The organism is Celerinatantimonas yamalensis, assembly GCF_046054155.1.
Lineage (GTDB): Bacteria > Pseudomonadota > Gammaproteobacteria > Enterobacterales > Celerinatantimonadaceae > Celerinatantimonas > Celerinatantimonas yamalensis.
This window is the reverse complement of the sequence record NZ_JBEQCT010000001.1, coordinates 836,451-850,795: the sequence shown is the minus strand read 5'-3', so window position 1 is coordinate 850,795 and position 14,345 is coordinate 836,451. Positions and strand designations below refer to the sequence as shown.

At 43.1% G+C, this 14,345-nt stretch carries 11 protein-coding genes and 1 pseudogene; 7 read left to right on the top strand and 5 right to left on the bottom strand.

Features of this window, described 5'->3' with window-relative positions; genetic code table 11:
* Positions 1-406 precede the first annotated feature (406 nt).
* From tig to ABUE30_RS03995, 7 genes are all read left to right on the top strand, one after another.
* Positions 407-1,702: a trigger factor gene (tig, locus tag ABUE30_RS04025; RefSeq protein WP_408622375.1), complete on the top strand. Its 1,296-nt coding sequence runs from the start codon at positions 407-409 to the stop codon at positions 1,700-1,702.
* A 106-nt stretch (positions 1,703-1,808) separates the two neighbouring features.
* Positions 1,809-2,429 (top strand): ATP-dependent Clp endopeptidase proteolytic subunit ClpP, encoded by a 621-nt coding sequence (gene clpP, locus ABUE30_RS04020; protein WP_408622374.1) that lies wholly within the window; start codon positions 1,809-1,811, stop codon positions 2,427-2,429.
* Positions 2,430-2,515: 86 nt separating this feature from the next.
* Positions 2,516-3,799 carry an ATP-dependent protease ATP-binding subunit ClpX gene (gene clpX / locus ABUE30_RS04015; protein WP_408622373.1) on the top strand — a complete coding sequence of 428 codons (1,284 nt, stop codon included), beginning with the start codon at positions 2,516-2,518 and terminating at the stop codon, positions 3,797-3,799.
* A gap of 192 nt (positions 3,800-3,991) precedes the next feature.
* On the top strand, positions 3,992-6,358 hold the full coding sequence (gene lon, locus ABUE30_RS04010) for an endopeptidase La (RefSeq protein WP_408622372.1): 2,367 nt from the start codon (positions 3,992-3,994) through the stop codon (positions 6,356-6,358).
* 125 nt (positions 6,359-6,483) lie between these two features.
* Positions 6,484-6,759, top strand: a complete 276-nt coding sequence (locus ABUE30_RS04005) for an HU family DNA-binding protein (RefSeq protein WP_408622371.1) — start codon at positions 6,484-6,486, stop codon at positions 6,757-6,759.
* Between the two features lie 83 nt (positions 6,760-6,842).
* Positions 6,843-8,732, top strand: coding sequence for a SurA N-terminal domain-containing protein (locus ABUE30_RS04000; protein WP_408622370.1), 1,890 nt, complete (start codon positions 6,843-6,845; stop codon positions 8,730-8,732).
* Positions 8,725-9,138 (top strand): DUF2850 domain-containing protein, encoded by a 414-nt coding sequence (locus ABUE30_RS03995; RefSeq protein ID WP_408622369.1) that lies wholly within the window; start codon positions 8,725-8,727, stop codon positions 9,136-9,138. The genes ABUE30_RS04000 and ABUE30_RS03995 overlap by 8 nt, the downstream gene beginning before the upstream one ends.
* Before the next feature lie 91 nt (positions 9,139-9,229).
* Here ABUE30_RS03995 and fabV read toward each other — a convergent pair whose 3' ends face one another.
* The 5 genes and pseudogenes from fabV to ABUE30_RS03970 form a co-directional block, all read right to left on the bottom strand.
* Positions 9,230-10,429, bottom strand: a complete 1,200-nt coding sequence (gene fabV, locus ABUE30_RS03990; RefSeq protein ID WP_408622368.1) for an enoyl-ACP reductase FabV — start codon at positions 10,427-10,429, stop codon at positions 9,230-9,232.
* A gap of 108 nt (positions 10,430-10,537) precedes the next feature.
* Positions 10,538-11,203, bottom strand: a pseudogene (locus ABUE30_RS03985) (ATP-binding cassette domain-containing protein); the annotation flags it as partial.
* A gap of 110 nt (positions 11,204-11,313) precedes the next feature.
* Positions 11,314-12,312: a peptide ABC transporter ATP-binding protein gene (locus tag ABUE30_RS03980; RefSeq protein ID WP_408622367.1), complete on the bottom strand. Its 999-nt coding sequence runs from the start codon at positions 12,310-12,312 to the stop codon at positions 11,314-11,316.
* A complete protein-coding gene (locus ABUE30_RS03975) occupies positions 12,312-13,199 on the bottom strand; it encodes an ABC transporter permease subunit (RefSeq protein WP_408622366.1) in 888 nt (295 codons plus the stop codon). Before ABUE30_RS03975 ends, ABUE30_RS03980 begins: the two co-directional genes overlap by 1 nt.
* Positions 13,186-14,157: an ABC transporter permease gene (locus ABUE30_RS03970; protein ID WP_408622365.1), complete on the bottom strand. Its 972-nt coding sequence runs from the start codon at positions 14,155-14,157 to the stop codon at positions 13,186-13,188. The genes ABUE30_RS03975 and ABUE30_RS03970 overlap by 14 nt, the downstream gene beginning before the upstream one ends.
* Positions 14,158-14,345 lie beyond the last annotated feature (188 nt).

The following is a 14,345-nucleotide window of genomic DNA, read 5'->3' as shown; positions in this document are numbered from 1 at the left end:
TATATCCATATTTCATAAAAAGGGTGCTGATACGCAAGAGTTGGGGTTGTTTTGCAATCATTTCGGGAGGGGTAAGCAACATTGTTTTTCGAACATGTCGCGATTTTATAGTCACCTTCTCGACTCATCGAAAAAGCATAGCTATAATGCTGCGTCTTGATGAATGGGTGTAAATCCAAATTGCCGGTTTTCAGGAAGTTTGGTTCTATTTAGGTTCGCCAATGCTAGATGCGTTTTTTTGGGGGATCTGAGTGGCAATTAGCCATAGAGTTGGGTTTGTTTGAAAGTATGTCACTTTGACAATGAAGCTCGAAACAGGCCTAATAGAACCATGCTTTCTAGCACTAATCGAATGATTTACTCTAGTGGAAAAGTCAGTATTAGCTGACTGATATGAGGAAAAAAAATGCAGGTTTCATTAGAAACGACTGAAGGTCTGGAACGTCGTCTATCTATTGCTATTGATGCTGATACGATTGACCAAGAAATCAAACAAGCAGTTCGTGATATTGCTAAACGTGAACGTATGCCAGGTTTTCGCCCTGGGAAAGTTCCTGCGTCAGTGATTGCAAAACGTTACGGTGACGCAATTGCAGAAGATGTAAAAGACAAAGCAATGCAGCGTCATTTCTATGAAGCAGTGATGCAAGAAAAAGTGAATCCAGCTGGTGCACCAACTTTAACAGCTGGTGAATCAACTGACGGTCAGTTCCACTTTACTGCAACTTTTGAAGTTTTCCCTGAAGTGACGTTGAGCGATTTTGCGCAATTAGAAGTTGAGCGAGTATCATCAGAAGTGGCTGACAGTGATGTCGATGCGATGATTGAAACGTTACGTAAGCAACGTGTCAGCTGGCTGGACAGCGAAGCTGCGTTGGCTGATGGCGGACGTGCGACATTAGATTTTCTTGGCAAAATTGATGGTGAAGAGTTTGAAGGTGGTAAAGCTGAAGGCTTTTCACTGGAAATCGGTTCTGGCCGTATGATCCCTGGTTTTGAAGAAGGTGTTGTCGGTCACAAAGCGGGCGAAGAATTTACCATTGAAGTCACTTTCCCTGAAGACTATCATGCGGAAAACCTGAAAGGTAAAAAAGCTGAATTTGATATTAAATTGACTAAAGTTGAAGAAGCCGAGTTACCTGAAGTAACGGCTGAATTCATTATTCAGTTTGGTATTGAATCAGGCGATCTTGACGAGTTAAAAACTGAGCTGCGTAAAAATATGGCACGTGAGCTTAACCAGAAACTCAAAGCTGATGTGAAAGATTTGGTCTTGAACAAGTTGGTTGAAGCCAATGATATCGTGGTGCCTAAAGCATTGGTTGATGGTGAAATCGAACAACTTCGTAAGCAGGCAATGGAACGTTTTGGCGGCCAAACTAACGCGAAAAACTTACCGCAGCTGCCTGATGAGTTGTTTAGTGAACAAGCTGAACGCCGTGTTAAAGTTGGTTTATTGTTAGGTGAAGTGATTAAAACCAATGAGCTTGATGCGAATGAAGAAAAAATTCAAGAGCATTTAGCCGAGATTGCTTCAGCATATGAGCAACCAGAACAACTGATTGAGTACTACAATAACAACAAAGAGCTGAAAGAAAACCTAGCGAACGTTGTTTTAGAAGAACAGGCCATTGAATTGATTCTTGAAAAAGCGAAAGTAACTGAAGTTACGCGTAGTTTTGATGAAATCATGAACAAGTAAATCATTCCCTATTGGGTTTGATTTGACTTTAGCCGTGAAGGCTTGCTTATAATGGCTCGGTAGGTTTATTTCTCCCGAGCCATTTTGTTTAAGGAAGAGTGCATTGATGTCAACAAATTATCCCGATATGAGTAACCCTCTCGCCGCCTTGGTGCCTATGGTTGTTGAACAGACATCCAAAGGTGAGCGCTCTTACGATATCTTTTCTCGCCTGTTAAAAGAGCGAGTAATTTTTCTTACAGGGCAGGTAGAAGACAATATGGCCAATCTGATTGTGGCCCAGTTATTGTTTTTAGAATCTGAAAACCCAGAAAAAGATATTTTCCTCTATATTAATTCTCCAGGTGGTGTAATTACAGCTGGCATGGCGATTTATGATACTATGCAGTTCATTAAGCCAGACATTAGCACGGTGTGCATGGGGATGGCTGCAAGTATGGGATCATTTTTGTTGGCAGGTGGGGCGCCGGGCAAACGCTACTGTCTACCAAATTCGAAAGTGATGATTCATCAGCCGTTAGGTGGCTATCAGGGGCAGGCATCAGATATTGAAATTCATGCCAATGAGATCATCAAAACAAAACGCCAGATGAACGAGTTACTCGCTCATCATACCGGGCAATCGTATGAACAAATTGCTCTGGATACCGATCGTGATAACTATATGAGCGCAGAAGAAGCTAAAGCATATGGTCTAGTGGACGATATATTTATTAATCGCGGTTAAGTTAATTTGAAAAGTATGTAGAGTGTGATCATCATCGATATAACCGCATAAAGCGATGATTAGCTCTGCAGTTGTGAGGTTAGCCAATGACAGATAAACACAAAGGTGATGGAGACAGCGGTAAACTGTTGTACTGCTCATTTTGTGGGAAAAGTCAGCATGAAGTTCGCAAATTGATCGCAGGCCCTTCGGTTTATATCTGTGATGAGTGTGTGGAACTGTGCAATGATATTATCCGCGAAGAGATCAAAGATATATCACCCAAGCACGAAGGTGAGTCACTGCCTGTGCCCAGAGATATTCGTGCGCATTTAGACGAGTATGTGATAGGTCAAGAGCAGGCAAAAAAAGTACTGTCAGTCGCGGTCTATAACCACTACAAGCGTCTGCGTAATGCAGGCAAAGGCAATCAGGTTGAGCTAGGTAAAAGTAATATCTTACTGATTGGCCCAACAGGTAGTGGTAAAACCTTGTTGGCTGAAACGATGGCTCGGTTATTGGATGTTCCATTTACAATGGCTGATGCAACGACGCTGACTGAAGCGGGTTATGTGGGTGAAGATGTTGAAAATATCATCCAAAAACTGCTGCAAAAATGCGATTATGATGTTGACAAAGCTGAGCGTGGTATTGTCTATATTGATGAGATTGATAAAATTTCACGAAAATCAGACAATCCATCGATCACCCGGGATGTGTCTGGCGAGGGTGTTCAACAAGCATTGCTAAAACTGATTGAAGGGACTGTTGCATCGGTTCCACCACAAGGTGGTCGTAAACATCCACAGCAAGAATTCTTGCAGGTTGATACATCGAAGATTCTGTTTATCTGTGGTGGCGCATTTGCGGGTTTAGATAAGATCATTGGTCAGCGCTGTGATACTAACAGTGGGATTGGTTTTGGTAGCGATGTTAAAACAACTGAGCAAAAGCGTACGATATCTGAAACCTTTGCTAACGTTGAACCTGAAGATTTAGTTAAATATGGGTTGATTCCTGAATTTATTGGTCGTTTGCCTGTGGTTGCGACATTGACTGAATTGGATGAGTCGGCTCTGGTACAGATCCTCAGCGAACCTAAAAATGCGTTAACCAAGCAATATGGCGAGCTATTCAAGCTAGAAGATGTTGAACTTGAGTTCCGTGAAGATGCGTTGCAGGCGATTGCACATAAAGCGTTAGCACGTAAAACGGGTGCTCGTGGCTTGCGTTCAATTGTTGAAGCTGTTTTGTTAGATACTATGTATGAATTGCCGTCATTGGACAATGTCAGTAAGGTGGTTATTGATGGTACGGTGATTGGTGGCGAGAGTGATCCATTAATTATCTACTCGAATAAAGACCAAGCGAAAGCATTATCTGGCGAATAAGTTGAAAAAGATGGCTCGATGATCGAGCCATCTTTTTACATCAGTGTTACACCTTCCTTCACAATTGGCTTAATAGTGCTCAGTTAGGTGCTTTTTGTCAGTTTTTATCACCTCTTTGATTGAATCTACGCACCGCACCCCAATATACTGAAGATAGCGAATTTATATTTCAGCTAAGGCAGAGAGGATCCAATGACCTTAGAGCGTTCAGAAAGCATTACCATGCCCGTATTACCACTTCGTGATGTTGTGGTTTATCCCCATATGGTCATCCCTCTATTTGTGGGACGCAAAAAGTCTATCCAATGTCTTGAAACGGCAATGGAGCACGATAAACAAGTGCTACTCATTGCTCAAAAGGATGCATCAACTGATGAACCGAATGTTGATGAACTTTATGATGTTGGGACAGTTGCGAATATTCTCCAGTTACTAAAACTGCCTGATGGGACAGTGAAAGTACTGGTAGAGGGGAGCCAACGAGCTAAATTAAGTGAGTTTACAGATAATGAAGACTACTTCGAAGCTCGTATCCAATTTATTCAATCTGAGCCGATTGATGAGCGAGAACAAGAAGTATTAGTTCGCTCAGCTATTTCGCAGTTTGAAGGCTATATTAAGTTAAATAAAAAGATTCCCCCCGAAGTTTTAACTTCCGTTTCTGGGATTGATGACGCGGCTCGTCTAGCCGATACCATGGCCGCTCATATGCCGTTGAAATTGGCAGATAAGCAAAAAGTGTTAGAGATAGCCAGCGTGACCGCGCGACTGGAATATTTAATGGCCATGATGGAGTCGGAGATCGACCTATTGCAGGTTGAGAAAAAAATTCGTACTCGCGTCAAAAAACAGATGGAAAAAAGCCAGCGCGAATATTATCTCAATGAGCAAATGAAGGCGATTCAAAAAGAACTCGGCGAGATGGACGAAGGTCAAGATGAATTCGAAGTTTTAGCGCAAAAAATTGCAGATGCCAAAATGCCGCAAGAAGCACGCGAGAAGACTGAAGCGGAATTGAACAAACTCAAAATGATGTCGCCTATGTCTGCTGAAGCAACGGTGGTTCGCGGTTACGTTGATTGGATGATCAGTGTTCCTTGGACTAAGCGTTCTAAAGTGAAAAAAGACTTGGCGAAGGCCGAAGAGGTTCTCGATACAGATCACTATGGCTTAGAGAAAGTCAAAGAGCGTATTTTAGAATATCTGGCTGTGCAAAATCGAACCAATAAACTTAAAGGCCCTATTTTATGTTTGGTTGGGCCTCCAGGGGTTGGGAAAACTTCGCTTGGTCAATCAATCGCTCGCTCAACAGGTCGTAAATATGTACGGATGGCATTAGGTGGGGTCCGTGATGAAGCAGAAGTTCGTGGCCATCGTCGCACTTATATTGGCTCAATGCCTGGTAAACTGATTCAGAAAATGGCCAAAGTAGGGGTAAAAAACCCGCTATTCTTATTAGATGAGATCGACAAAATGTCATCGGATATGCGAGGGGACCCGGCGTCCGCTTTGCTTGAGGTGCTTGATCCCGAACAGAATAATAGCTTCAATGACCACTATTTGGAAGTTGACTACGATTTGTCTGATGTGATGTTTGTTGCGACCTCGAATTCAATGAATATTCCAGGTCCATTGCTTGATCGTATGGAAGTGATTCGTTTGTCCGGTTATACCGAAGACGAGAAGTTGAACATTGCCAAGCAGCATTTGACTGATAAACAAATCAAACGCAATGGTTTGAAACCAAATGAGCTGACGATTGAAGATAGCGCTATTACTGGTATTATTCGCTATTTTACGCGTGAAGCAGGGGTGCGTGGGTTAGAGCGTGAAATCTCTAAAATCTGTCGCAAAGCTGTGAAAAAAATCTTGCTGCATCCTGAGGTAAAACATATATCTGTGGATGGTGACAACCTTCATGATTATTTAGGTGTACAGCGTTTTGATTATGGAAAAGCGGAAGAACATAACCGGATCGGTATGGTTACCGGGCTTGCATGGACGGAAGTGGGAGGTGATCTACTCACGATTGAAACCGCTTCGGTTCCCGGCAAAGGTAAAATGACTCAGACTGGCTCATTAGGTGATGTCATGTTAGAGTCCATCCAAGCTGCTATGACTGTGGTTCGTGCGCGAGCTGACAAGTTAGGTATTAACCCTGACTTTTATGAAAAACGAGATATCCATGTACATGTGCCTGAAGGGGCAACCCCCAAAGATGGCCCAAGTGCTGGGATTGCAATGTCGACTGCACTTGTCTCTGCATTAACGGGTAATCCAGTGCGCGCCGATGTTGCTATGACCGGTGAGATTACGCTGCGTGGTGAAGTACTTCCTATTGGTGGTCTCAAAGAAAAACTGCTCGCGGCGCATCGCGGCGGGGTTAAGCTTGTCTTAATACCCAAAGAGAATGAGCGGGACTTGGAAGAGATTCCAGACAACGTTAAAAGAGAATTGGACATTCGTCCTGTTCGTTGGATAGAAGAAGTATTAGAGCTGGCATTAGAGCGTAACCCGTTTGGTGTCGAATTCGTTACTAAAAATGCTGAAACCGCTTGAGCTCAGGCGCTTGATAAATAATAATTGTCAGCTCAGCGCATAAGAGCTGGCAATTATAGCTATGTAAAAGCCTTCAGGATGATAAGGCTTACTGGCATTTGGATTAGTCACTAAAGGGGATTCTTGTGAATAAAGCTCAGTTAATTGATCAAATAGCAGACAGCGCTGATTTGTCTAAAGCGGCGGCTAAGCGAGTATTAGATTCTATACTTGAAGTGATTCAAGATTCACTTCAAGCTGGCGATGCCGTCAGTATTATTGGTTTTGGGACGTTTGATGTGAGAGAGCGAGCTGCGCGCAGTGGCCGTAATCCACAGACAGGTGCCGCGATCGAAATTCCTGCAGCGAAAGTTCCGGCATTTAAAGCTGGCAAGTTGCTTAAAAATGCAGTAAATCAATGAGTCATAATTCGCTGCATAACCGCAGAGCGCATCAATGATGCGCTTTTTCGTTATCTAAACGTCGTTAAAGAGTGAACCAAAGCATGTTGGATAAGATTCAAGAGGGGGGCCAAAGCTTAGTCATTAAGATTATTCTTGGTCTAATCATTGTATCATTTGCCTTAGCTGGAATCGGTAGTTATGTTGCATCGCCCAGTGCAAGCTATGCTGCTAAAGTTAATGGGGACGTTATTTCACAGGCTGAATTTCAGCAAGCCTATCAAAATGAACGCCAGCAAATGCAGAGCCGGTTTGGCAGTGCATTTTTGCAACTAGCGGATAATCCGCAATATATGGCTCAGTTGAAAAAAAATGTATTGCAACGCTTAGTTGATCAAAAGCTGATCGATCAACAATCAAAAGCGATGAGAATTAGCGTCTCAGACGCTCAAGTTAAACAAGCTATTTTAGCAATGGCTGCTTTTCAAAAAGATGGGCATTTTGATAATGCAACCTTCCGCCAGCGTTTAGCGACGGCTGGGTTGACGCCTGCGCGTTTTAGCCAGTTGATTCGTAAGGACCTGATGAATCAGCAACTTCAAAGCGCTTTATTTGCAACGCAATTTACATTACCAAATGAAGTGACTCAGTTGGCTAATTTGCAGAGTCAGACTCGTCAGTTTAGTTATGTCGCAGTGCCTGGTGATAAATTTGCTGATGATGTAAAGGTCACAGATAAAGAGCTTAACAATTATTATCAAGCACACCTTCAGCAATTCCGCTCACCTGAAATGGTTAGTTTTAACTACATCCTGGTTGATGCGAAGCAATTGGCTAAAACCATTCAGGTCAGTGATCAACAAGCGCAAAGCTATTTGAATAATCATGCCAATGATTATCAATTGCCTGCACAGCGCCATGTTGCTCATATCTTAATTAAATTTGGTAAGGATCCAGCCCAAGCTAAAGCCAAAGCCGAAGCGATTGAAAAACAACTTAAAGATGGTGCTGATTTCGCAGCACTGGCTAAAAAAGATTCGCAAGACACTTTTAGCGCCAAAAAAGGCGGCGTGTTAGATTGGTTCCAGAAGGGTGTTATGCCTGCAAATTTTGATAAGGCGGCATTTGGCCTTGCCAAAGTGGGTGACATTAGTTCCGTGGTGAAAACGAAATATGGTTATCATATTATTAAGCTGTTAGGTATCCAAAATTCAAAAATGCCATCACTGGATAGTGTCAAAGCGAAGGTCGTGAAAAAAATTCAGCAAGATCAGGCTATGACTCAGTTCTATGATCTGTCACAGAAGTTGAGCAATCTTTCTTTTGAAATGCCTGATAGTTTAGATCAGGTTGCTAAACAGATGGGTGTTAAAGTGCTCTCAGCGACAAATGTGACACGAGCTAATTTACCTGGAGATCTGCAAAATCCAGAAGTGGTTAAACAAGTCTTCTCTCAAGACGCGATTGAAAAGAAACAAAATAGTAATGTCATCAATCTTAGTCCTGAACAAGCTGTTGTTGTCCGACTGACAGGCCACCAAGCAGCTAAGACTCAACCATTTGATAAAGTAAAAGATCAAGTGACTAAGAGTTTTGTTGCACAGCAGCAACTTAAACTTAGTCAAGCTTATGCTAAGAAGTTGCTTGCAGCAATTGCCAACCCTCAGCAATTTGCGCAGCTAATTCAAGCTAAAGGTCTTCAAGAACAGCAAGTGAAAGCAGTGACGCGTAATGATCAAGAGCTGGACCCACAACTGCTCCAACAGGTGTTCTCAATGCCTCATCCGAAGGCTGGTAAAGAACCTTCGCAAGTGGTGCAATTAGCGAGTGGTGATTCTTATGTGGTTAAGCTATTAAACGTTGCTCAACCGAAGCCTGATGCAAAATTAGATGGGCAGATTGCTCAAAAATTGCAAGGGTACTTTGTCAATGAGGATTATCGATTACTGCTAGACTATTTAAAAAGTAAAGCAAACATTGAGTATAATGGTTAAGACAAAGCAAGTGAACCAGCCGCTGATTCGTCGGCGGCGGCTGGTTATTTTATTGTTAGCAGCAACGACTCTTGTTGTGGCTGCGGTGGCTGTTAGTTACTATGGCTTCTATTATCACCCACAGATAGTGAATCCGTTGGTGGGTAGATGGCGTTCGGCTGAACCTTATTTTGGTAAAACAGAAGAGCTTGTATTTACTGAGCGTGGTGTTTTACGTCATGGTAGTTTGATTAATACGCAATATAAAATTCAAGGTCGCACCATCTACGTGACCACCAATGTCGATAGCTATAAGTATGAAATATCTCGCGATTTAGAGCGGCTATTTATTCGTATGCCACGAGTTGGAAAATTGACTTACAATCGGGTTGGTCCAGTACCTAAGGCGCTTCTCGAATCTAAATAGTGGATGGTCATTCATCTCCCAACAGCACTTAGTTGAAGACTAAAAAGCCATGCTTAAAACATGGCTTTTTTATTTGGGCTTGCTGAAGAAATTAGACTTCAAGCGGTGTGAAATCAACTAATGGACTGACATCAGCATCGTAATCGACGCCATCTAAGCCAAAGCCAAATAATTTCATAAACTCATCTTTATAGAGTTGATAGCTGGTCTGTTCTTTGAGGTTTTCTGTGGTGATAGTTGGCCACATATCACGACACGTTTGTTGAACATCGTCACGTAGTTCCCAGTCATCTAAACGGATGCGGTTCCCTTCATCTGTACTAATCTGCTTATCATCACTACATAAACGTTGTTCAAAAAGTCGTTGGATTTGCTCTATGCAACCTTCATGAATGCCTTTTTCCTGCATAATTTTAAAGACGAGTGACAGATACAATGGCATTACTGGAATGGCTGCACTTGCTTGTGTGACGACACTTTTTAATACGGTTACATTGGCTCTACCATTGAGTTCGCTTAGATTGGTGTTAATTGCTGCTGCTGCGCGGTCTAAGTCCTTTTTTGCCTGCCCGATAGTGCCATGCCAGTAGATAGGCCAAGTCAGATCAGCACCGATATAACTATACGCGACGGTATGCGCACCATCGGCTAGAACATTGGCTTCTTTAAGCGCTGCAATCCAAAGTTCCCAATCTTGGCCACCCATTACTTTTACGGTGTTATCGATTTCTTCTTGGTTTGCCGCTTCAATATTAGCCTCAAAGATAGCATCTTTATTTGTATCAACTGCTGTTGCAGTATAAGTGCAGTCAATGGGTTTTAACGTTGAGCGGATTAGCTCACCCGTATCTGGCATTTTGCGTACAGGGGAGGCTAATGAATAAACAACTAGATCAACTTTGTCTAAGTCAGCTTTAATTTGCTCAATTGTTGCTTGGCGGATTTCATCTGAAAATGCATCGCCATTAATGCTTTTAGCATACAAACCGCTTTGATGAGCCGCTTTTTCAAACGCTGCACTATTGTACCAGCCAGCTGAGGCTGTTTTTTTCTCAGTGGGTGCTTTTTCTAAAAACACGCCTAATGTTGCAGCACCACCGCCAAATGCGGCAGTAATCCGTGAGGCCAGACCATATCCAGTCGAAGCCCCAATCACAAGAACTCGCTTGGGAGCATTGTTGAGTTGGCCTTTGCTTTGAACGTAGCCTATCTGCTCGTTCACATTAGCTTCACAGCCAATGGGATGTGTGGTCGTGCAAATAAATCCACGAATTTTGGGTTTAATAATCATTATTTGGTTCCTTTGGCTTATTCAGTTATTAACCGGATAAGGCGATTGTAAAACTGAGGTATAATATCACAACCTGATTGCAATCCAGTCGCAGATTCTATGGTGAGCTTATTTTTTAAACTCAGTGTTATATGCATTGAGCAGCCGCTGCGTTATTTCATGCTGAGGTTGTTCAAATAATGTTTGCGTCGTTGCCCATTCGACAATTTCACCTTGATGCATCACTGCCACCTGATCACTCATATGGCTGACCATTCCCAAATCATTAGACACAATGATATAGCTCAGTGCAAACCGCTCTTGTAACTCAAGTAATAAGTTGATGATCTGAGATCGTACCGAGACATCAAGTGATGAAATACTTTCATCTGCGACGACTATTTTTGGATTGAGAATTAAAGCGCGTGCCAATGCTACTCGCTGTTTTTGGCCATTACTTAACATTTGTGGGTAGTACTGAGCATGTTCTGGCAGTAATCCAACCAGTTTTAAAGTGGATGCAATACGCTGCTTACGTTGTTGTTCCTGAAGATAGGTATTTAGTGCCAGCGGAACTTCTAAAATTTGGCCAATACGGCAACGAGGATTAAGCGATGTATTCGGATCTTGAAAAATCATCCGTATCAGCTTACAGCGTTTACTATGCTCACCATATTCAAGGGGTTCGCCATTGATACAGATTTCACCTTCTGTTGGCTGATTAAGTCCCGCAATTAAGCGGGCGAGAGTCGATTTACCTGACCCTGACTCACCAATAAGTGATAGCGTATGCCCTTGTTTAAGCGTGAGATTGATCGATTTTAAGATCTCAATCTTGCGGCGTTTAAACCAGGTATTATGAACTTGGACCTGCTGCGATAAATTGGTGATCTCTAATAAAGCACTCATCCGTTGTTTTCATCCCAATTGAGTGGGTAATGGCAGGCGAAATAATGCCCTTTAAACTGCCTTAGTGGCGGCTGTTGAACACACTCTCGTTGTGCCCGTGGGCAACGTGGGCCAAGTCGGCAGCCAATAGGCAGATGCTGTAAAGAAGGCGTCGCTCCAGGTAATGATGGCAATCGGCTTTTAGGTATTAAACCATCTCGAAAATTCGGCACTGCATCAATTAAGGCCGATGTATAAGGATGATTTGGATTTTCTAAAACCTGCTTGGATTGGCCTGATTCCACAGTTTGGCCGCAATAGAGCACGGTGACCTGATCGGTTAAATCGGCTAGTGTGCGAAAATCGTGGCTGACCAACAAAATCGCGGTGTTATTGAGTTTATTCAGTTTGTCCAGTAGACGTAAGATCTGCATCGCAGTGGTCGTTTCCATCGCAGTGGTTGGCTCATCAGCCACTAATAACCTTGGTTGACCTGCAATAGCCATAGCGATCATGATCTTTTGGCAGATGCCATCAGAGAGTTGATAGGGATAGCTATGCATCACTTTGTGTGGATTTTTAATGCCTACTCGATGAAGTAGTTTTCGCGCTTCTCGGTTACGCCAATGAATACGTTGCCAAAAATGGCCCTTAAATAAACTCCAAGGGATCGCTTCACGCAGTTGTTCGCCAACTTTTTCGGCAGGATCAAGACAACTGGCGGGTTCTTGAAAAATCATTGCAATTTCGCGACCCATGATTTCGCGGCGTTGTTTAGGGGTGAGGGTTAATAAATCTAATTTACCCAACCGCATGCGATCGGCTTGAATTCGCCAAGTTGGTTTGGTCACGCCCAGTATTGCTTTGGCAATTAAGCTTTTACCTGAACCTGATTCACCGACCAGTGCTCTGATCTCACCTTCAGCCATTGTGATACTGACGCGCTCGACCGCTTTAACCAATCCGGTTGGTGTTTCGATTTCAATGGTGAGATTACGAATATCTAATAATGCCATTATTCGATCCCTTCATTCAACGCATGGCGGAGACCTTCACCGACCAAGTTGACCATTATAATTGAGATCATGATCGCCACTCCAGGCATAATAACGGTCCAAGGTGCAACCAGCAATAAATCTCGACTTCCACCCAGTAATGCCCCCCATTCGGGAAGTGGCGGCTGGGCGCCAATGCCGATAAAGCCCAAAGCGGTAATATCTAAAATAGCAGACGATAGTGCGCGGGTTGTTTGCGTGACAATGGTCTCAGTAATGTTAGGCAAAATGCCATACTTGAGAATATGTAGATTTGAGGCCCCATCCAGCTTAATGGCTAGCAGGTACTCTTTTTGCATTTGCTCTACGACAACCGTGTAGGTTGAGCGTAAAAACTTGGGAATTTGAGCCAATGTGACGGCTATTAATGTCACATTTAAGCCCATGCCCATCACTGATACTAATAACAGCGCAAGCAACAATGAAGGGATTGATAAGGCTGTATCCATGAGATGGTGCAAAATGCTGGATTTATAGCCCCGTGTTACGCCTGCCAATATACCGATAGGTACCCCGATAATTAAAGCAACGATAACAACGCCTAAAGCACCACCAAAGGTTAGGCGTGTACCGTAGACAAGCCTAGAGAGCATATCGCGGCCTAAATCATCAGTGCCTAGGAAATGGTTCATGATCCCTTTATTATCCCAGTAAGGGGGATAGAGCAGCAGATTACTAGTTTGATCAATCGCATGGCCGACAATAAGTGGGCCAATAATCGACAGTAAGATAAATAGTGCTACGCCCCATAATCCCAGCATCGCCATACGGTCGTTACTGAAACTACGCCAGATCCGAACTGGGGTTGAAGGAATATATTCTTGGGCAAAAATATTAGAGTTGCTCATAGATCTCCTTGCGCCGTATCGGGTAGGTGAGCGCGGTAAATAGATCGGTCAAAATAGTGGCGCAAATGACAAAACTTGCAACGACCAACATTCCCCCGCGAATGGCAATGTAGTCGTGTTCATAGACTGCGGTGATCAACCAGCGGCCAATACCTGGCCATGAAAATACCATTTCCATGACCATAGCCATGGTCAGTACACTGCCAAATTGAAGCCCCAAAGTGGGAAATATAGTGGGTAAGGTATTGCGTAGTGCATGGCGTAGTACGATCTCTGTTTTAGATAAGCCTTTTAGCGCAGCGGCCTTAATATAATTTTCTTGCATAACCTTTGTCATGGCAGTTGAAAGCTGCTTAATGACCTCAGTTGTTGGCAAAATGGCTAACACTAATGCAGGTAATATTAGGTGATGAATCACCGACCATAGTGCAATAGAACTCATTTGATCATTCGGCATGAGTAAGGCGTCAATAATCCCGAAGCCAGTCACATGAGGAATGGGGAATAAGGGATTAAAACGTCCGGCAACGGGAAACCAGCCCAACTCCAGTGAAAAATACATGATACAGAGAATAGCTAACCAAAATACTGGAATGCTATAACCTATCACGGTCAAACTGAGTATGGCTCGACGGATCCAATGTCGACGAAACAGTCCAGAGATTGTTCCAAGTGGGATTCCAATGATTAATGAAAGAATAAACGCCGAGAAACAAAGTTCCAGAGTTGCAGGGAATACTTGTAATATTTCTTGCATAACGGGGCGACCCGTCACGTGCGAAACGCCCAAATGGCCATGTATGTTATTCCATAAAAATTGCCCAAACAGTATGATGGGGTTGCCGGTCACCGGCACCATTCCCCCGACTTGATAACGATCCAATAAAAATGCAATCAAATTAAGTATTAGCAGGGTGATCAGCAATAGCATGATCCGCCTGATGAAGTAACGTAGCATCGTTTACTTCCTGTTCATGTGAATAGGGTGACATCATCCATATTTCATTATAACTGTATAATGAGGTGGTTAATGGCTCCATCATAAGCCGCTGAGTTTAACATCTCTGAGCTAAAACCTCTCATATCGGTGATGGATAAAGGATGAATTATAAAAGGCTCCTCTTGTTTGTATCTACATTTTTAAGA